This is a genomic window from Rhodococcoides fascians A25f (genome assembly GCF_000760935.2).
Taxonomy (GTDB): domain Bacteria; phylum Actinomycetota; class Actinomycetes; order Mycobacteriales; family Mycobacteriaceae; genus Rhodococcoides.
Window position 1 is genome coordinate 5,083,682 of the sequence record NZ_CP049744.1, and the last position, 18,282, is coordinate 5,101,963.

Annotated in this window: 24 protein-coding genes; 8 read left to right on the forward strand and 16 right to left on the reverse strand. The window is 62.6% G+C overall.

Annotated elements, in window-relative coordinates; all coding sequences use genetic code 11:
- Positions 1-11: 11 nt before the first annotated feature.
- The 6 genes from BH93_RS23820 to BH93_RS23845 form a co-directional block, all read right to left on the reverse strand.
- On the reverse strand, positions 12-812 hold the full coding sequence (locus BH93_RS23820; protein WP_037172924.1) for an ABC transporter permease: 801 nt from the start codon (positions 810-812) through the stop codon (positions 12-14).
- Positions 809-1,750 (reverse strand): daunorubicin resistance protein DrrA family ABC transporter ATP-binding protein, encoded by a 942-nt coding sequence (locus BH93_RS23825; RefSeq protein ID WP_037172925.1) that lies wholly within the window; start codon positions 1,748-1,750, stop codon positions 809-811. The genes BH93_RS23820 and BH93_RS23825 overlap by 4 nt, the downstream gene beginning before the upstream one ends.
- A 16-nt stretch (positions 1,751-1,766) precedes the next feature.
- On the reverse strand, positions 1,767-2,618 hold the full coding sequence (locus BH93_RS23830) for a DUF4097 family beta strand repeat-containing protein (protein ID WP_037173443.1): 852 nt from the start codon (positions 2,616-2,618) through the stop codon (positions 1,767-1,769).
- Between the two features lie 77 nt (positions 2,619-2,695).
- Complete coding sequence (locus tag BH93_RS23835) at positions 2,696-3,184, reverse strand: hypothetical protein (protein ID WP_032376149.1); 489 nt, start codon at positions 3,182-3,184, stop codon at positions 2,696-2,698.
- Positions 3,185-3,329: 145 nt separating this feature from the next.
- Positions 3,330-3,779, reverse strand: coding sequence for a YdeI/OmpD-associated family protein (locus BH93_RS23840; RefSeq protein ID WP_037172928.1), 450 nt, complete (start codon positions 3,777-3,779; stop codon positions 3,330-3,332).
- 27 nt (positions 3,780-3,806) lie between these two features.
- Complete coding sequence (locus BH93_RS23845) at positions 3,807-4,274, reverse strand: SRPBCC family protein (RefSeq protein WP_037172930.1); 468 nt, start codon at positions 4,272-4,274, stop codon at positions 3,807-3,809.
- Between the two features lie 99 nt (positions 4,275-4,373).
- Between BH93_RS23845 and BH93_RS23850 the strand changes: the two genes are divergently transcribed.
- Positions 4,374-4,982, forward strand: coding sequence for a ClpP family protease (locus BH93_RS23850; protein WP_037172932.1), 609 nt, complete (start codon positions 4,374-4,376; stop codon positions 4,980-4,982).
- Complete coding sequence (locus tag BH93_RS23855; RefSeq protein WP_032376145.1) at positions 4,979-5,605, forward strand: ClpP family protease; 627 nt, start codon at positions 4,979-4,981, stop codon at positions 5,603-5,605. The genes BH93_RS23850 and BH93_RS23855 overlap by 4 nt, the downstream gene beginning before the upstream one ends.
- Here BH93_RS23855 and BH93_RS23860 read toward each other — a convergent pair.
- Complete coding sequence (locus tag BH93_RS23860; protein WP_032376144.1) at positions 5,563-5,865, reverse strand: helix-turn-helix domain-containing protein; 303 nt, start codon at positions 5,863-5,865, stop codon at positions 5,563-5,565. The two genes, BH93_RS23855 and BH93_RS23860, sit on opposite strands and share 43 nt — an antisense overlap.
- A 45-nt stretch (positions 5,866-5,910) precedes the next feature.
- The gene (locus tag BH93_RS23865) at positions 5,911-6,348 is read right to left on the reverse strand and encodes a protein-tyrosine phosphatase family protein (RefSeq protein WP_037172935.1); all 438 of its coding nucleotides are present in this window, start codon (positions 6,346-6,348) and stop codon (positions 5,911-5,913) included.
- A 150-nt stretch (positions 6,349-6,498) separates the two neighbouring features.
- Between BH93_RS23865 and BH93_RS23870 the strand changes: the two genes are divergently transcribed.
- Entirely contained in the window at positions 6,499-6,855 is a 357-nt protein-coding gene (locus BH93_RS23870) for a hypothetical protein (protein WP_037172936.1), read from the forward strand.
- On the opposite strand, the gene BH93_RS23875 is transcribed toward BH93_RS23870, so the two are convergent.
- Entirely contained in the window at positions 6,856-7,521 is a 666-nt protein-coding gene (locus tag BH93_RS23875) for a class I SAM-dependent methyltransferase (RefSeq protein WP_052064987.1), read from the reverse strand.
- A gap of 63 nt (positions 7,522-7,584) precedes the next feature.
- Positions 7,585-8,433, reverse strand: a complete 849-nt coding sequence (locus BH93_RS23880; RefSeq protein WP_037172938.1) for an alpha/beta fold hydrolase — start codon at positions 8,431-8,433, stop codon at positions 7,585-7,587.
- A 56-nt stretch (positions 8,434-8,489) separates the two neighbouring features.
- On the opposite strand from BH93_RS23880, the gene BH93_RS23885 reads away from it, so the two are divergent.
- Both BH93_RS23885 and BH93_RS23890 read left to right on the forward strand, forming a co-directional pair.
- A complete protein-coding gene (locus BH93_RS23885; RefSeq protein WP_037172940.1) occupies positions 8,490-8,870 on the forward strand; it encodes a MerR family transcriptional regulator in 381 nt (126 codons plus the stop codon).
- Positions 8,871-9,005: 135 nt separating this feature from the next.
- Positions 9,006-9,842, forward strand: coding sequence for an aminoglycoside phosphotransferase family protein (locus BH93_RS23890; RefSeq protein WP_242459258.1), 837 nt, complete (start codon positions 9,006-9,008; stop codon positions 9,840-9,842).
- On the opposite strand, the gene BH93_RS23895 is transcribed toward BH93_RS23890, so the two are convergent.
- Together BH93_RS23895 and BH93_RS23900 are read right to left on the reverse strand one after the other, a co-directional pair.
- Positions 9,836-10,246 (reverse strand): polyketide cyclase, encoded by a 411-nt coding sequence (locus BH93_RS23895; RefSeq protein ID WP_037172942.1) that lies wholly within the window; start codon positions 10,244-10,246, stop codon positions 9,836-9,838. The genes BH93_RS23890 and BH93_RS23895 overlap by 7 nt on opposite strands.
- A 104-nt stretch (positions 10,247-10,350) precedes the next feature.
- Complete coding sequence (locus tag BH93_RS23900) at positions 10,351-10,896, reverse strand: PadR family transcriptional regulator (protein WP_037172943.1); 546 nt, start codon at positions 10,894-10,896, stop codon at positions 10,351-10,353.
- A 76-nt stretch (positions 10,897-10,972) separates the two neighbouring features.
- Here BH93_RS23900 and BH93_RS23905 point away from each other — a divergent pair, with 76 nt between their 5' ends.
- Positions 10,973-11,911: a hypothetical protein gene (locus BH93_RS23905; RefSeq protein ID WP_037172945.1), complete on the forward strand. Its 939-nt coding sequence runs from the start codon at positions 10,973-10,975 to the stop codon at positions 11,909-11,911.
- Positions 11,912-11,980: 69 nt separating this feature from the next.
- Here the strand turns inward: BH93_RS23905 and BH93_RS23910 are convergent, their stop codons facing one another.
- A complete protein-coding gene (locus BH93_RS23910) occupies positions 11,981-12,925 on the reverse strand; it encodes an SMI1/KNR4 family protein (protein WP_155290910.1) in 945 nt (314 codons plus the stop codon).
- A 141-nt stretch (positions 12,926-13,066) separates the two neighbouring features.
- Here BH93_RS23910 and BH93_RS23915 point away from each other — a divergent pair, with 141 nt between their 5' ends.
- Both BH93_RS23915 and BH93_RS23920 read left to right on the forward strand, forming a co-directional pair.
- Positions 13,067-13,738, forward strand: coding sequence for a TetR/AcrR family transcriptional regulator (locus BH93_RS23915; protein ID WP_037172947.1), 672 nt, complete (start codon positions 13,067-13,069; stop codon positions 13,736-13,738).
- Positions 13,735-14,667 carry a TIGR01777 family oxidoreductase gene (locus tag BH93_RS23920; RefSeq protein ID WP_037172950.1) on the forward strand — a complete coding sequence of 311 codons (933 nt, stop codon included), beginning with the start codon at positions 13,735-13,737 and terminating at the stop codon, positions 14,665-14,667. Before BH93_RS23915 ends, BH93_RS23920 begins: the two co-directional genes overlap by 4 nt.
- Before the next feature lie 18 nt (positions 14,668-14,685).
- Here BH93_RS23920 and BH93_RS23925 read toward each other — a convergent pair whose 3' ends face one another.
- Genes BH93_RS23925 through BH93_RS23935 form a run of 3 tightly spaced genes read right to left on the reverse strand, consistent with a single transcriptional unit; the run spans position 14,686 to position 18,130 of the window.
- The gene (locus tag BH93_RS23925; RefSeq protein ID WP_037172952.1) at positions 14,686-15,441 is read right to left on the reverse strand and encodes an SDR family NAD(P)-dependent oxidoreductase; all 756 of its coding nucleotides are present in this window, start codon (positions 15,439-15,441) and stop codon (positions 14,686-14,688) included.
- Positions 15,438-16,994 carry an acyl-CoA synthetase gene (locus BH93_RS23930; RefSeq protein ID WP_037172953.1) on the reverse strand — a complete coding sequence of 519 codons (1,557 nt, stop codon included), beginning with the start codon at positions 16,992-16,994 and terminating at the stop codon, positions 15,438-15,440. The genes BH93_RS23925 and BH93_RS23930 overlap by 4 nt, the downstream gene beginning before the upstream one ends.
- A gap of 11 nt (positions 16,995-17,005) precedes the next feature.
- Positions 17,006-18,130 carry a DUF5938 domain-containing protein gene (locus tag BH93_RS23935; RefSeq protein ID WP_037172954.1) on the reverse strand — a complete coding sequence of 375 codons (1,125 nt, stop codon included), beginning with the start codon at positions 18,128-18,130 and terminating at the stop codon, positions 17,006-17,008.
- Positions 18,131-18,282 lie beyond the last annotated feature (152 nt).

Consider the following 18,282-nt stretch of genomic DNA (forward strand, 5'->3'; position numbering starts at 1 on the left):
TGTCCGACGAGTCAGCGCACCGACTTCTTCTCGTAGATTGCCATCGACCAGACGTATCCCGCCAGTGTGATCACTGCGCACCAGGCAAGTGCCAGTGGCAGATTCGTACCCAGCGGCTCCCCCGTCAACAGTCCACGCAGGGTTTCGACGAACGACGTGAACGGTTGGTAGTCGGCGAACCATCGCAGCCCCGACGGCATCGTGTCGGTCGGAACAAATCCGCTTCCCAGGAACGGCAGCAGCAGCAACAGCATCGGAAGATTGCTCGCGGTTTCCACCGACTTCGACGCCATACCCATCGCCACCGCGAGCCAACTGATCGCGAAGGCGATGAGCAGCACCATTCCCAGAATCGAGACCCATTGCAGAGGATTGGCATTCGGTCGAAAGCCGACGGCAATTCCCACTGCCAGCACAACCACCACTCCGAGAACGGCCTGCACCGTGTTGCCGAGAACGTGGCCTGCCAGAACCGCTGCACGCGAGATCGCCATCGTCCGGAACCGCGCGGTGATGCCCTCCGTCATATCCATGGCAACGGTGGTCGCCGTTCCACCGGCGGTACCGGCAATCGTCATGGCGAGGATGCCCGGCATCACGTACGGCAGATATGCAGACCGTCCGGCGTCTGGGTCCACACCGGGCAAACCTGCGCCCAGGGTTCCTCCGAATACGAAGACGAACAACATCAGGAACACCACTGGCGCGCCGATGACGAACATCGTCAAGCCCGGATATCGCCGAATGTGCAGAAGACTGCGGCGGAGCATGGTGACCGAGTCACTTATCGCGAATGTCGTTGCAGTCGTCATGATTCGACCTTGCTGCCGGTCCGGCCGGTCAATGCCATGAACACGTCATCGAGGTCCGGAGTGTGGATACTGAGGTCGTCGGCCGCAACGCCTGCCGCATCCAGCCGGCTCAAGACGGCCTGCAGGGTGCGGACGCTTCCGTCGGTCGGTACCGACAACGCCAGACCCTCGGCGTCGACGACCGCATCGCCGAATGCGCGGGTTGCGTCGTCCAGCGTCAGGATGTCGGCGAAGCGCAGTCGAATGTGGCCGCCGGGCATGCGGCGTTTCAGCTCGTCCGGGGTACCGTCGGCGACGATCCGGCCGCCGTCGAGAACCGCGATCCGGTCAGCGAGTTCGTCTGCCTCGTCGAGGTATTGAGTGGTGAGCAGCACGGTGGTGCCGTCGGCGACGAGGGATCGCACGATATCCCACATGGTGCGTCGGCTGCGGGGGTCGAGGCCGGTGGTCGGCTCGTCGAGGAAGATGACGCGCGGTGGGGCGACGAGGGTCATGGCAAGATCGAGCCGTCGCCGCATGCCACCCGAGTACGTGGACAACGGCTTTCGAGCGGCCTCGACCAGATCGAACTGCTCGAGCAGGTCTGCGACCCGCGGCTTGGATCGCTTCGGTCCCAGATGCCGGAGTCTGGCCATCAGCATCAGATTTTCCTCGCCTGTCAAGAGGTTGTCGACCGCCGAGAACTGACCGGTGAGACCGATTGCTGCACGAACGCCGTCGGGATTGCCGACGACGTCGCAGCCTGCGACTGTTGCCGAACCGCCATCCGGCCCAACGAGAGTGGACAGGATATGGACGGTCGTGGTCTTGCCTGCCCCGTTGGACCCGAGCAGAGCGGTGACGGTGCCGGCGTCGACGGTGAGGTCGACACCGTCGAGTACACATTTGTCGCCGTAGGACTTCTGCAGACCACGGGCGTGAATTGCGGGTGTTTCCATATCCGGTCCTTGTCTGTCAGCTGTGCTGTGCATGCCGGACGGCAATGTCGCCGTATCGCGTTCGAGCGCGAATCGACACGCTCTCTTCTGTCTCGTCGGGTGCGCCTTCGGGCGTGAGTTCGTTGCGAACGTGTCCGTCTTTCGACGACAGATCGAGCCACGCGGGCACACCGCGCCGCACACCGACGGTGACCTGGCCGTATCCGCTCTCGACTTGGATTGCGCCACCGGTTACTTCGTGGAGAGTGATGCTGCCGTACGCGGTCTTCGCGCTCACTCCGCCGAGCGACTTCTCGACATCGAGATCGCCGTAGGAGAGCTTGGCATCGAGTTCGGTGCCAGATTCCCGCACCATGATCGAGCCGTGCGACGCCTTGAGCACTGCATCACCGACGACCGTTCCGAGTCGAATCTGGCCGTGGTCGGCGGTGATATCGATATTGCCCAGTGCCGTACCCACTGTCGCGTTACCGTGCCCGGCGCGCACCCACAGGTCCTCTGCCGAATCCAATTCGACCGGACCCATCGAACTCTTGATGCGCACGGCACCGAGATCGCCCACGGTGCGGAGGCTGCCGACTGCAATCTCCGCAGTGAGTCGAGACGCCTGCGGCACTTCGACTTTCACCTCGACGGACTCTGTCGGACCGAAGAAGCTGATGCGCGCCTTGGGACCGATGACGGTGAGGCGCTCGCCGTCGAAGTCGACCTTCGTGTTCTCGGCCCCCTTACGATCGACGGCTTTGGACGGGTTGGTGGGAGTGACGGTCACGACGGTGTCGGCGCGTTCTGTCGCAACGACGTCGATGCTCCCGACCTGTAGATCGATGGCCAGGTCGATCGGCGTCGGAGTAGCGAATTCGGGCATGGCGATGCCTCCTATGGGCATGGTTGTGACACTCTGCTCGGCGCAGAGTTACTGAAAAGCTTTGTTGGAGCCGACGATCAGCGCGCCCAGCCGGCGAAGTTGTCCCCGGTACGAACCGTTCGTTGCGCGGCTCGGCGTTGTTTGGGTTGAAGAGCGGTGGCGACGGCTCGCACCAACCAGGTGTTCACCGACATACCGTCCGACGCCGCGGCCTCGTCCACTCGCGATTTGAGCGCGTCCGGCAGTCGAAGAGTGGTGCGGGATGTGCTCGTGTCGTCGAGTTCGATGCTGGGAGGGGTTTGTTCGTCGTCTTCCGGTTCCGAGACGGGTGCCGCCACGACGAATTCGATCTCACGTCCGCGGAGCCTGATGTCCACGGAACCAGGGGCAAGGTCGCGGTTGATGTCTCCTACCGCGGCCGACAGCACGTCGAGCATCACCAGACGCGTCGCCGCATCCATGCCGTCGACGAGTCGTTCAGCAGCGGCACGAGTGTTCTCGTCTCCGGTTGCTGCCGACTCGACCAACCGACGTTGGAGGTCGTTGACGTACTGCCCAAGTTCCATGCATCAAGAGTGACACCACAATGGTGTCACGTCAAGCCCCAGTGGTGTCACGTCAAGCCCCAGTGGTGTCCCGTCAAGCCCTACTGGTGTCACGATGGGCTCGCACCGCTGCCTGTGGCGCTCTCCCGGCAGGCAGGACGTGGCCTCAGGGCCGAAGGGATTGGACGATTGCCGTGATGCGCCGCTCGCGGGTGTCGTCGCGTTTCGCGTCGGCGACGGAGCGGGCGTGTTCTTTTCGCGTCGACGGTGCGAGCGCATCGAACGCTGCTCGGACGGCGGGATCCGCGTCCAGAGCTGTGGCCAGCGCCGGCGGTACCTCGATCACCTGCGGCTGGTCGTCCAATTCGATCGTCACGTCGACGGTGTCGCCGGCCGCTACGCCGAGTGTGGCGCGAACGCTCTTGTTGAGTCCGAGCAGATTTTCGCCGCCCATCCGCCCGATCCGACCGCGCACCGTCTGACCGCCGATCGTGAACCGAACCGGCGGAGTCTTGGTGGAGCCGAGGGACGCAACCTGTTCGTCACTGAGCACTATTGCTGCTGCAGGGCCCCGTGATTCGAGGACCGTAGACACACGCAGAACCGTTGCTGCCATGCGGACAGGCTATCCGTCGGTGGCCAGTCAGGCTTCGGCTTCTACGATTCGCTTGATTGCCGCCAGGGTGCGCGGGATGCCGTCGAGAGCGGCTCGGCTACGAGTGTCGATTTCCTGCTGCGCGTCGTCGCCGAACTTGCGGTGAAAGTGGGCGATGCCGCCGGGCAGAAAGTTCCAGTTCTCGGTCAGCCGTGTGCCACCGTCCACGGGCTCGAGCGTGTAGCCCCAGCGGACGAAGTTGTCGCCCACCACCCAAGCGAACTCGCGGCCGGGTTCGGCCGCCGCCACTGTAGAGACCGTTTCCCAGGTGCGACCCGGCACCACATTGCGGCCGGTGAACGTAGATCCGACGCCACCGCCACCGGGCTCGTTCCACCAGCACTCCTGGCAGATCGGGCTCCATTCACCCGTACGGGTGACGTCGGAGACGACGGCGTACACATCGTCGACCGACGCAGCGACGGTGATGGATTCGGAGAACTCGAGTGCAGTCATCTCACCATTGTCCCTCCGCGGCCGACGCAGCTGTGAGCAGAGTCGCTGCCCACAGCAGAACACCTGGTGTGCAACCGAATTCGGATTCACACTCGAGTCATGAGCGAATCGCCTCGAATGTTCCCGCCCGAACTCCGCAACCAACTCCTACGGCACCGAGTCCTGGTGCTCGACGGCCCCCTCGACGACGACAACGGCACCGTCCTCACCACTCACCTGCTGACGTTGGCCGCCGAGAATTCCTCGGCCGACATCGCCCTGTGGATTCACTCTCCAGGCGGATCGGTTCCCGCAATGCTCGCCATCCGCGATGTGATGCGCCTCGTCCCGTGCGACGTCTCGACCCTCGCGCTCGGATTGGCCTGCAGCGCCGGTCAATTCCTGTTGTCGTCGGGCACGCGAGGAAAGCGGTACGCCCTGCCGCATTCACGGATACTCATGCACCAAGGCTCGGCGGGCATCGGAGGGTCGGCCGTCGAAGTGGAGGTGCAGGCCAACGATCTGCGTCATACCCGAGATACGGTGCTCGGCCTGATCGCCGACGACACGGGACAAACACGTGAGCAGATCTTCGACGACTCTCTGCACGATCGCTGGTTCACTGCGGAGGCTGCCCGTGAGTACGGGTTCGTCGATGCGATCGTCGACTCGTTCGATCAGGTCATGCCTGCGCGGCGGGTATCCTTCGGAATGGAGCTGGCACGATGAGCACGTACACGATTCCCAATGTGATCACGCGAGATTCGCGCGGAGAACGCGTCGTCGACGTGTATTCGCATTTGCTCAGTGAGCGCATCGTCTACCTCGGTACCGGAATCGATGCAGGTGTCGCGAACGCGATGATCGCGCAACTTCTGCACTTGGAGGCCGACTCTCCCGATCAGGAGATTTCGATGTACATCAACTGCGAGGGCGGTGACACGGCCGCCATGCTGGCCGTCTACGACACCATGCAGTTCATCGGATCACCTGTTGCCACAACATGTGTGGGCCAAGCCGTTGCAGCTGGTGCAGTACTCCTCGCCGCCGGGGCACCGGGGCGACGCTCTGCGCTGACCCACAGTCGGGTGGTGTTGCATCAACCTGCGGCGCAGGGACGCGGCACCATTCCCGACCTGATTCTGGCTGCGGACGAGGTGGTCCGCGTCCGGGCCGAGATGGAATCGATCCTTGCAAAACACACGGGACGCGACGTCGAGAAGCTTCGCCATGACACCGACCGCGATCTGGTGTTGACGGCCTCTGCCGCCCGCGAGTACGGCGTCGTCGACCAGGTTCTCGAGGGGCGTCAGGCAGCCATCAACGTCGCATCTCCTCGCGACAGGTCGTGATGCGCTAGGCGTGAGATGTCCGCCATCGACGTGCCCAACGCACCGACAACGGCCGCAAGGATTTCGCTCGACGGGTCCTTGCGGCCACGTTCGACCTCCGACAAGTACTGCGGCGCAATGCCTGCGCGGGCTGCAGTCTCGGCAAGGGTGTCGCCGCGGGCGTGCCTGCGCTCGCGTAGCCTCCGGCCGACCACTTCACGCCACAACGGTTCCACTGCGCGCGCTGCTCGGCGCTCATCGATTCGTATGACCTCGCCCATGATCGGAGCCTAGGCCTCGATTCCATGAGGTGTCGGGGATTCTGCTCAGAGCAGAGAACCCGGTTTCACGAATGTCTTCGCAAAGCGCTTCTGCCAGGGCGACTCCACTGCTCGACGCGCGTAGTTGGCTCGAACGTAGTCGACGGCTGCGGCGCCGGGCACACCGTCGAGCGCGACGAGGCACGCCAGTGCTGTGCCAGTTCTCCCCACCCCACCGGTGCATGCGATCTCAACCCTCTCGGTTGCGCAGCGTCGCAGTACTTCTCGCAGTACAACCTCGAGTTCCTTCGAGTCGGACGGGAGCCAGAAGTCGGGCCACCGAACCCATCGGCTGTCCCAATCGAATCCACCAGGATCCCTGCCCTGCAGGTAGACCCCGAGATCCGGCCGTGGGCCGTCCGGTATCGGATCGCGCAAGGCGCGTCCACGAACGAGACTGCCCGACGGCAGCCGCAGCACACCCGCCGTTTGCACATCCCACATGTGACTCCGCCTTCCCTTGCGTCGACTTCTGCAAGTACCGATACTGCGGTATCGTTCGCTTCACCAGCCCGCACCACTCACCGGCCCCGCCTCCGATATGGCGCTTATGATGACGATTCTGCACGAAAGGGCAATGTCCCCGTTCGTCCGGTGAACCCGCACAGGCAGCGCAAGGCGCGGACCGATGGTTGGGCACTCCAATATCTGGCGCAGTGGCGTCGACGAGTCGAGTATCTGGAAGATCGCGTCGACCAGAAGCCCAGAGCGTTGCTCGATAATCGGGTACCGATTTTGGCCGGGTTCACGGGTTGTCCAGCGTGCGACGGCCGCTTCTTCGGCGACGGGCCCCGCGACGCATTGGAACGACTCATGCGACGCGACGGGCGTCGTGCCCACCGATTGCGCGTCGCGGTAGCTCGATTGGATCAGCGGTACCGCGACGTGACCGTCGAGATCGACCGGTCCAGATCGATGCCATGGTGGGAACGTCGAGCACCGTGGGTGTGACTATACGCGCGGCTTGGTCCACTCGATCGTGTGCCGAAACCCTATGCGGTGTCGCATGACCGCGCCCGGGAGCCGCTTCTCCACCGTGTGACCGATCTCGTCGAAGCTCAGCACCGGGTCCTTCACCGGGAACGGTGCCGGCGGTGCCGGCACCGGGCTCGGCCACGGGCGGTGCAGAAATCCGATCAGCGGATTGGTGATGATGGAGACCGCATCCCACAGCAGATCTCGTGCGCTTTGCGGTGGCGCGAGCCCGACGATGAGCACGCGTCCGCCCGACGCGAGAATTCGTTCGACATGACGCAATGCGTCGTCCATGTCGAGGTGATGGAGGACGGCGACCATCGTCACGAGATCGATCGAATCGTCTGCCCAGGAGTCGAGTTGGCTGTCTGTGATCGACACATTGTTCACGTCGGCAGAGGTGATCTCTGCGATTCGGCGCATCTCCGAATCGCGGTCGGCCCCCGCGACCTGATCGAAATGGGGAGCCAACGCACGCACCAGACCGCCTCGACCACAGCCCATATCGACTGCACGGCCACGCCTGTCGGGCAGGTTCGCCAGAATCCAACTGTGGAAGTAGTCGTTGTGACTCCATGGGTGTCGCTCGTTCAGCTCGCGAACCCACTGGGCCCCTCTGCCTCCGATAAGGGACGTTCCCATTCGTCTCAGCACCACGGAACCCAGTATCCACGAGGCGCGGCCACCCCACCTCGGAGAACGATGTCAACCCAACCATGTGTCCAAGGCTTGTTGCACGAGTGATGGAGCTTCCAGCGGCGCCAGGTGCCCCACGCCCGGAAGAATGATCACATTCGATCGACCCGGCAACAACTGTTCCAGTCGAAATGCCTGGTCGACGGGAATCCAGGGGTCTTGTTGACCCCATCCGATGGACGTGTCGCAGCGGACTCGGGGAAGCGCGTCGACTGTCGGTCGCGTGTCCTCGGGGCGCAGTTCGGCGATCTGTCGGTAGAACGCAGGCTGACCCTTGTCGGATATCCAGGGTTCGGTCAACGTCGCCACAATGTTTGGGTCCAGCTGCTGATGTGCCGCTCCTGCAATGTATTCGAAGACCAACGCCTTGTGTAGGGAAGCCGGCAAGGCAGCGAAGACGTCACTGTTGTCCGCGACGAGCCGGAAGAATTCGGACCCCCACGGGTCCAGGGTCACCACGTCCCACAAGTACAAACTGCCGTAGTCGCGTCCGTGTATCAGATGGGCACCCAGGGCGACGGCACCGCCGATGTCGTGTGCGACGACGAAGGGCCGCTCCAACCCCCAGTGGTCCAGCAACATCGCGAAACGCAGCATCTGGCTGGGTAGGCCGGTCCGCACATCGGATCCCTGTGCGGAGCGGCCGTATCCGGGCATGTCCCACAGATAGACCCGATGTCCAGCGCCGAGGTGTCGAGCGGCCTCGATCCAGACCTGTGCCGACCAGGGGGTTCCATGGCAGAACACGACGTCGGCGGATGGCACGTCCACATCGGGAGTCAGCTCGTAGGTCGCTACCGAAGCGCCGCCCACGGACACGAAGATGGGCTCCGGTAGATCGAATCTGTCGATCGTCATGGCGATGAACGTAATACTTCAGGTCGACCTGAAGTCAACGTGAGAGCATCGGCACGGTGAAGATCGGAGAGGTTGCCGAGGAGCTCGACGTTCCGACCCATGTTCTGAGGCATTGGGACGACGTGGGTGTTGTTGTGCCCGAGCGCCTACCGTCGGGCCACCGCGACTACAGCGAGGAACATGTGCGACGACTGCGGGTGTTGCAAGCCTGCCAGGGCGTCGGGATCAGCTTGGCCGATATTCGCCTGATACTTCATCGAGACGAGCTCGGACGAACCGCAGTCATCGAAGAACAACTGGCTCGAATACGACGGCAACAAGCTCAACTCGACCATGCCGAGCGCTTTCTGACGCACGTCGTCTCGTGCACACATGATCTGCTCACCCGATGCGCGCAGTGCAGCGAGTACTCGACAATCTCGAGTCGATCGAAGTGAGACGGTGACATCGTGAGCGGACCCGATTCATTCTCGGCAGTGAGTCCGTCCACTCGTGCATGGGTGAGTCGACACCTGAACGCCGGTGAACGAATCACTAAAGCCGAAACGCTCTCCGGCGGTATCACCGCAGAGATGCGAAGGCTGACCGTCTGGACGACAGATGGATTCAGTCGGAACCTGGTGTTGCGCACGTATACAGATCCAGCCAGCTTGCTACACGCCGAGGATTCATTGCTCCGAGAAAGCGCAGGCCTGACACTTCTTTCGGGCTCGGGCGTGCCGGCTCCCCAACTGGTGGCCTTCGATCCCACCGCTGCCCATTGCGAGTACCCGTCGCTCCTGATGACCCATCTGCCAGGTTCGACGGTTCTCACCGACGAGGGCGTGGACGAGCGGGTCCCCCTTCTTGCCCGGCAACTCGTCGAGATTCACGCGGTGAACGCGGAACCCAGACCCCTTGAGTACCAGGCGATGACGACTGCGGGTTCCGTCGTGGTGCCGTTCGGAGCCGACGGGGAAGTATGGGCCGCCGCAATAGACATACTCCGCAGCCCTGTCCCGGCATACGACGGGCGAGTGCTGCATCGCGACTTCCAACCCGGCAACGTCCTGTTCGACATACCGCAGAACGCCACGCCCCGAATCACCGGCGTTGTCGACTGGGCAGGGGCCTCGTGGGGTCCGACGGACCTCGACGTCGCGCACTGTTCGACCAATCTCGCTCTGCTACACGGGCCTCAGTGGGGACAGCGGTTCGCTTCTGCCTACGAAGATGCCGGCGGCGTTCTCTCCGAGAGCACACGATCGCGGCAATACTGGCGTGTGCGCGACGCACTGGCGTGCTCCGAGGAAGTGCAGTTGTGGGCTGCCCCGTGGCGCGAAGCGGGCCGCACCGACTTGACGCCACGTGTTGTCCAGGATCGATTGGACGCGTACATCTCCATGTTGATGGACGCGAATGGTCACTGAGCTTCCAACACCTCCGCGAGTCTCTTCAGGTCTTCGGCGACCATGTCGAGATCGCGCTCGAATTCTTCATCGCTGAGCTCGATCTGGCGGACCGTGAACAGAATCTCCGCGCCATTCGGATGGCTCAACACCCTTACGGGATTGTTCACTACGGTCCCCGACGGCAACGTGACGTCATGATCGAGGACACCGAGGTCGTTGTGTGGCACGAATCGGACTGTCACCTGCCCCATCGGCGATTCAGCAATAAGTCGATCGTCGTCGATGGTCACGGGACTGTTCGCCAGTCCTGCTGCCCATCTGGGTAAGTTCGCGGGATTGGCTGCGAACTCGTACACCTCATCGGGTGTGCGCCCTATGACTCGACTGACGTGTCGACTTGCTACAGCGGCTTCGTGGTTCATACCAGCGACGCTACGTACGATGAGCTTTCGCCGCGCGGGAATCGCGCCACCAGCATCCTCACCTGAGGAAGACCGGATCAGATCCACGCATAGGTCGGAAACGATCAACGACCGGTCACCCAGGCGAGATTCCCGCTGTCGACATCGGCGATGACCTGTTCGAGCCATTCAGCGTCGTGGGCGAGCTTCGAGCGCATGTAGTGGGCTTCGATCATGTGCAGCGGAGGAACGTCGGTCTTGCTCAGCACGTCGTCCAGTCGGGCAACTCCGTCGCGGACCGCTGCGGCTCGCACGAACAACAACTCTCGGGCGTCGTGTTTGTCGAGTATTCCGACATACGCCAGTGCGGTAGTGAAGGCGTGTCCATCAATCAATTCCGAGTCCCTCACCTGTCGAATCACGTTCTGCCTGAGCGCTTCCACACCGTCGGGAGTTATTTCGACGGCCGGAGGCGTTCGGGAGTCGCCGTTTCGAATCCAGCCTTCTGCTCGAAGCCGCTCGATCAGCGTGTAGACAGTGCCGTTGCGCACGGTCATGTGCACGTGACGAGACCTGAGCTCGGTAAAGATCGCATAGGAGTGCCGCGGTTGTTCGACGAGCAACCCAAGGATCGGTAGGACCAGCGGGTTCAGCAGAGCATTGGTCGGCACAGGTCAAGAATAGACACCATGACCGTATACGGCTACCGTTTCCTGGAGAGTGACCGTATACGGCTAAGGGGAATCTATGATTTTCGGCATATGGCCCGGCGTGGTGAACGCAGACTTGGTGACGTTTCAGTCAGTCGACGCCCCGCCCGAGCGGGTGAACGAAACACTGGTTGCGTTGACCGAGTTGCAGGGACGTGCCGAGCAGTTCTACGTCAGATGTTTCCGCCATTTCGGCTCCGGCGTAGGGAATTTCGCGAATATCGAGGCCACCCCTGCGAACCCCGAGGCGTACGCCGGCAGTGGGCGACGAATCGACCTCGTCTGTAGCTACCAGTCCTCCGAACCGGACGCCGAAGGGTTTGCACGGTTCGTGCGGAGGGCAGTGAACGACGTGCAAGCCTGGGGCGGCGGCAAGGTTCAGATCGGCGAGGAGCTGGATATGCCAGCACCGCTCGATGGCGGTAGCCCAGGCTGCTTCGAGGCCGTCTCCGCAGCAGTTGCAGCCGCTCTCGACGAACGTGCGCGGACAGGTGCCGATGTCCTCATCGGCGTGAACGCAGCCGGGCTTGCCGATGAGGAGTTCTGGCATCGCCTTGCCGGCTCGCTGACTCCAGCCCTGGTCGCTCAGCTCGACTACTTGGGACTCGACTTCTTCCCCGATGTCTTCCACCCGGTTCCGCTGCACGAGATTTCGGACGCGACAACCTATCTCGTGCGCACAGCACGACACCGCGCTACTGTCGCCGGCTTCTCCTCCGTTCTCCCGTTTCACGTCACCGAAACCGGGTGGCCGACCGGAGCGGGTCGGGACGAAGCCACACAAGCACAGATCCTCGAACTGGTTGCCGAGGCAGTCGTCAACGCGGACTGCGATGTAACGGCCTACGAGCTCTTCGGCCTGAGGGACATCGTCACCGACGCCCGATGGCAGAACGAGTGGGGCGTACTTCGCGACGACTACACCCGAAAGCCCGGGTTCGATGCACTTTGTCGCCTGTTCGCACGCCACCGCTGACGTACGCTTCCTCGATCAAGGCCGGACCGCCGACAGAGACGACATCGAAACCCCTGCGGGCTGAGTACATCAGGACCTGGCAACGCCGCCCTCGATGGCACGCCTGATGTCCCTCGCAACCGAATTTGCGCGGCTCCAATCCCACTGAAGCGCGCCGCCTTCGACGGACCACATCCAGCCCTCGTCGAACTCTCTGTTCTGGGTGAGACTGTCTGCCAGATCTGTCAGCATGGCGCTGATCGATAGCCATCGCGGACCGCGTTCGTCCGATCCTGACTTGTCGAATTCGGAGACGCATCCATACAGCTCGCCGGGACGGGCGTCGACGAACAAGAAGTTGCCGTCCATGCCTGCAAACGGGACGAATGCAGGAGCGAAGGTGAAGGCATTTTCCCCCGCAGAGGGCGGCACTTCCAGCCCACGTGAGCTCCACACGTCGGCCCAGATTTCGACCATTCTTGCTCGCTCCACGACCACGTGGTCGAGATTCAAGAATTGGTAGCGCGGCAAGATCGCTACGAATGCGGGCCCCGAGGTGTCGCCGTCGACCAGCTCGAAGAACTCGACCAGCTCCGGAGGCCACTTCTGCCCAGTCGCGGATATCGCATGTTCGATCGATTCGGATTCGGCCCCCGAGATCCTGTTCTCCGGAAAACGCTCGTGCAGCCAGTCCGTGATGCGCGCCCACTGCTCCCGAACCGATCCTGGTGGCGTCGTATTCAGACTGCTCGGCGGCATCGATCCGCCGGCTCGCTGCCGGTTCTCCTCGTCACGAATACGCCGCTGCACGTCACCGATCAGATCTGCGCGAGTCTTCGACGAATCACCGAACTCGGGTACCGAGACGTGCGTCGCGCTCAACGTCGCCCAGACGGCGGCCGACGGCGCTTCCGCCAGGGATGCCAACGCGGCATCCGCGATCTCGCCAAATGCAGCGTCATCGCCGTCGATGTAGCCGTCTCGGACCGCGACGCCGGCCATCGAATCCACCTGTGACATTGCCCAATAGACCATGCGTACACCGTAGGGCCTGCTGAGTTCCGCGCGTCGCGGTGTGAGAGGGCACCCGGATGAACCTCACGGCCAGGGACTTGAACATGTTCAAACTGCGGTCTATGGTCGAATTTGAACACGTTCAGAAATGAGGTCAATACGATGGCCCGCACGTCCGACACTCGCGACAAGGTGGTCGAGGTAGCTCTTCGCCTGTTTCGCGAGGAGGGGTTTCAGGCAACCACGATGCGTCGCATTGCCGACGAAGCAGGCGTCTCACTGGGGAACGCCTACTACTACTTCGCCGGCAAGGATGAGCTCGTCAACGAGTTGTACATGGTGATTCAGCGCGATCATCGCGAGCGCGCGCTCAGCGTTCTCGTCGACGGCGGATCGCTCTCCGAAAATCTGGCCGCTGTATTGCATTCCGGCCTGGACGTGATGGAGCCCTATCACGCGTTCGGTGGATCCTTCCTGCACTTGGCGCTGCCGACGAGCACAAGCTCCAGTCCGTTCTCGGAGGAATCGTCCGACGCCAGATCCATGGCCATCGATCTCATGCGAACCACCCTCAGCGCGTCGAAACAGAAGGTTCCGGCGTCACTGAAAGACGCTCTCCCGACGTTGCTCTGGATGATTTACATGGGAGTCACTCTGCACTGGGTGACCGACTCCTCGGACAACCAGCGACGCACGCGCGCACTGGTCGACGGTCTCGTGCCCGTCGTATCCAAGGCCGTGCGCCTTGCTCGTCTCCCCGTGGCGCGGGGGTTGGTCACCGACGTTACCGGTCTCCTGAAACGAATGACCTCTTCGGAAGGGTTGGACCAGTGAACGATTCACCATCGACTGTCGTCATCTGCGGTGCCTCCGGCTACATCGGCCGGTATCTGCGTCGCAACTACGAAGAACGCGATATCCAAGTCAAGACCATCGGGCGCGGAACATCCAGCGATGCAACGTGGTCCGATCACGGCAGCATTGTCGAGGTTCTCGACGGTGCCGATCTGGTCGTCAATCTCGCAGGCCGCTCGGTGAGCTGTCGCTACAACAAGAGAAACGCAGACGAGATCATGTCGTCGCGCATCCAGACGACGGCCCACCTCGGACGTGCCCTGGCCGACGTCAAGACCGCACCCGAGTTGTGGGTCAACGCCAGCACCGGAACCATCTATCGCGATTCCCGTGATCGGCCGATGGACGAACTGTCGGGTGAGCTGGGGTCGGGTTTCTCGGTCGAGGTCGCCCGTGCCTGGGAGCGTGAATTGTTCGACGCCGATGTGGCCATTCGGAAAGTAGCGCTTCGCATGTCGATCGTGTTGGGTGCAGGCGGAGGAGCTATCAATCCGATCATCGACCTGGCACGAGTCGGACTCGGCGGCACGATGGGCGACGGCGGTCAGATGTTCAGCTGGGTGCACGTCGCAGACGTTGCACAGGTTCTCGATCATCTCTACGACAACCGCGGAATTTCAGGCCCCGTCAACGTCGCCACTCCGTTTCCGGTGACCAACACAGAGCTGATGCATCAGGTCCGGAATGCACTGGGCCGCAATCACGGCCTACCGACACCGGCATGGCTGCTTCAGTTCGGTGCACGGGTGATTCGCACCGAGACCGAACTGGTCTTGAAGAGTCGCTGGGTTGATCCACAAGTGTTGACAGACAGCGGTTTCGAGTTTCGATATCCGAGACTGGACGACGCGCTGGCGAACATCGCGTCCGAGACGCCCCGAGGGTTGCTCCCCGTCGCCCTGGGATGACGGGGAGCTCCTCGATCTCTACACCAGCGACGCAGACAAACCGCCGTCCAGGATGTAGTGGCTTCCGGTGATCCACGTCGCCCGGTCGGATGCGAGGAACAATGCCACCTCGGCGATGTCCTCCGGTGTTCCCAGTCGTCCCTGCTTCGCTGCCACCAGGTCTCCGAACGGGATCTGGGTCGCAGCCTCGAAGTCCGGGACCAAGCGATCGACCATTGCGGTGTCGGCGAATCCGGGACACACGGCGTTCACGCGTACTCCCGATGCTCGCATCTCGATGGCCGCGACCCGGGTGAGCTGAATGACCGCAGCCTTTGTGGCGCAATAGGAACCGAGCAACGCCGTTCCGCCGACGCCGGCCAGCGACGCAATGTTGACGATGTTCCCCTTCGATTCGATCAGCGCGCCGATCGCGGCCTTCATCACCAAGAATGTGCCCTTGACGTTGACGGCGTAGATCTTGTCGAAGCTTTCCGTCGACTGCTGCAGCAGCGGTGACGATACTTCGATGCCGGCGTTGTTGATGACGATGTCGAGTCCACCCAGAATCTCGACAGCCTGTGCCACTGCGCTCTGTACCTGACCCTCGTCGGATACGTCGCAGTTGGCGATGCCTGCAGCTCCGATCTCCTCGGCCGTCTTCGCTGCTGCACCTTCGTCGATGTCGCTGACGACAACGCGTGCACCGCGCTCGATGAACATCGTGGAGATGGCTTTTCCGATGCCGGCTCCGGATCCGGTGACGAATACTCGCTTGCCCTCGAACTCGGTCATGGTGTGCTTCCCTTCGATAGTGAGTGAGACATGGTGCTGCGCACTTCGGTCTTGAGGATCTTTCCCACTTTCGAGCGGGGAAGGTCGGTCCATATCTGAATCTGTTTGGGTGTCTTGATGCTTCCGATCTTCGCCTTCACATGGGCGATCAACTCCTCGTCGGATGCATCCCGGCCAGGACGCAGAAGTACTGCGGCGGTGACGCGTTCGCCCCACTTGTCGTCGGGCAGCCCGACGACGGCGCATTCCTTCACCGCCGGATGCGACAGCAGAGCCTGCTCCACCTCGGCCGAGTAGACGTTGAACCCGCCCGTGATGATCATGTCCTTGGCACGATCGACGACGTACAGATAGCCGTCGTCGTCGAGATACCCGATGTCGCCGGTGTGGTGCCAGCCGTGTGCACCGACTTCGGCTGTCGCGTCCGGATTCTCGTGATAGCCCTGCATCACGAGGGGACCGCGAACGACGATCTCACCGCGCTCGCCGCGTTCGACCAGTCCACCGTCATCGTTCATGATCGCCACCGTTGTCAGGGGCGTCGGTTTGCCGGCCGAGCTGAGTCGTTCGATGGCGATGGAACCGTCGCTACGGAAATGGTCGGCCGGAGCAAGAGTGGCGATCATGTTCGGTGCCTCGGTCTGCCCGAAGAGCTGTCCGAGAACCGGGCCGATACGGGTCAGCGCCTCTTCCAGTCGAGTCGGCGACATCGGCGCGGCCCCGTACCAGAGGCACCGCAGCGACGACAGATCGGTGATGTCGAGATCCGGATGATCGAGCACACCGTAGATCACGGTCGGCGGAAGAAACGCGTGGGTGATTCCGTGTTGCTCGATGAGGGAGAGGAACTTTCCGACGTCCGGAGCGCCCATGACAACGACGTGTCCACCCAGACTGAGGATGGGAAACGTCAGTACTCCGGCAGAGTGCGTCAGTGGGGCGAGAGCCAGGTAACGAGGCCGGTCGCCGAAGGGGTAGCTCATGAGTGCGGTTGCCGTGGAGGTCATCATGTTCTCCTCGGTCAGTCTCACTCCCTTGGGTTTTCCGGTCGTGCCACCCGTGCCTGCGATCATGCACAGGCCGTCCGCCGGTCGTCTCTCGGCAACAGAATCGGAGCCGTGTTCGACGAGCCATCGCTCGTAGGAGAGTGCTCCCGGCACGTCGCCGTCCAGACAGACGAGCCATTCCAACCGAGGGAGCTGGTCGCGAATGCGACCGACCAGGTCTGCAAAGGCTTTCTGGAAGAACAGGAATCGACAACCGAACAGATCGAACAGTTGCCGATTCTCGTCGGCTTCGTTGCGCGGGTTGATCGGGCACCACACCGCCCCTGCTCGCGAGATCGCGAACACGCAGGTCAGCGCCAGCGGGTCGTTGGCGGAGAGCACCGCGACCCGATCGCCGACCTCGATTCCGTTGTGCTGCAACCCAGCGGCGATGGTCACCGTGTCGTCGTACACCTGGCCGTAGTTTCGAGTGGTGTCACCGATGGTGAGACAGGGCGCGTCTCGGCCCAGCGACACCCCTTTGTCGAGGTAGTCGGACAACCGCATCGGCCCGATCCTCAGCTGTGCGCGGTGACGATGGGCTCGAGCACCAGTCCGAAGGCGCGGAGCACACCGAGCAGTTCCCGATGCCCGAATGCCTGGCAGCTGGACGCGAAGCCCACCTTCTTCGGCGGTCCCTGCAGCAGATGCGCCGCGGCGAACGCGTTGAGCAGTGCGGTCTGCTTGTAGTTGCAGTTGCCGTGAATCACCGTGTGCACGCGCCCGAGTGGTCCCGACGCGTAGACCGAGTCGAGTGAGGTGTTGATGCGCGGATTCTCGCGGGGAGGTGTCTCACTTCGTACCGAGGCAGAGACCGTGTCGATGATCTGGTACTTCTCCGCATCCGACTTGCCCTCCATCTGAGCCATTGCGGCGGAGATGATTTGGGGTACCGCCAGCATGAGGGGCTTGTTGATCACGCCGCCGAGGGCGCGAGCGTTCGCTACTCGAGGGTCGTTCTTGAACCACACCGGATGGGATGTCCCGCCCCACGGAAGCGCCAGGCCCAGGTCGTGCTGGCCGGGCACCACTACCTGCATGACTCCGTCGTCCGGCCACTCCACGTACTCGTTCTGCTCGAGGTAGTAGGCCTTGGAGAACGCGGCGTTCGTGAGAATCGTATTGGTCGACGCGACCGTCGGATGCCCTTTCCAGAACACCTCGATGTCGAGGGTGTCCAGGCCCGGTGTCTCGAGGCAGATGTTCGCGGCGATCTCGCCGATGCTGTACATCTGCGCCAAACCTGGCGTGAGCACCAGGTTTCGGGAGGCGAACTCGGCACCGTATTTGGTTTCGGCGTCGATCATCCAGTCCTGCTCACCGGTGGTGTCGGTGTAGTGCGCCCCGATCTCGAGGCAGGCCTGGGCCACCTCGTGACCGAATCGAGAGAACGGCCCGACCGTGTTGAGGACGATCTCGGCCCCACGAAACGCCTCGGCCAGGGCCGCGGCCGTGTGTTCGACCTCGACGACGTCGTGTTCGACGGTCTCGATACCGGGCACCGCGTCGAGAATGCCTTTGACGCGGCCCTCGTCGCGTCCGGCGGCCAGGAAGGGAATGTTGTACTCGCGCAGGTACTCACAGATGAGTCGGCCGGTATATCCCGATGCACCGTAGACGACGACGCGCTTGTCCGTTGGCATGGAAAGTCCTCTCGTGGATGGCCCGTCCGCACGGCGGACCGAGTTGGGTGTCGAGTTCGAGCACCGGAGGGGACGCATCTGCATCCACCGTTCCGGCATGTGCTGTGGGTCACAGTAAGCTAGAATTTGAACAGACGTCAAGCTTTTTCTTG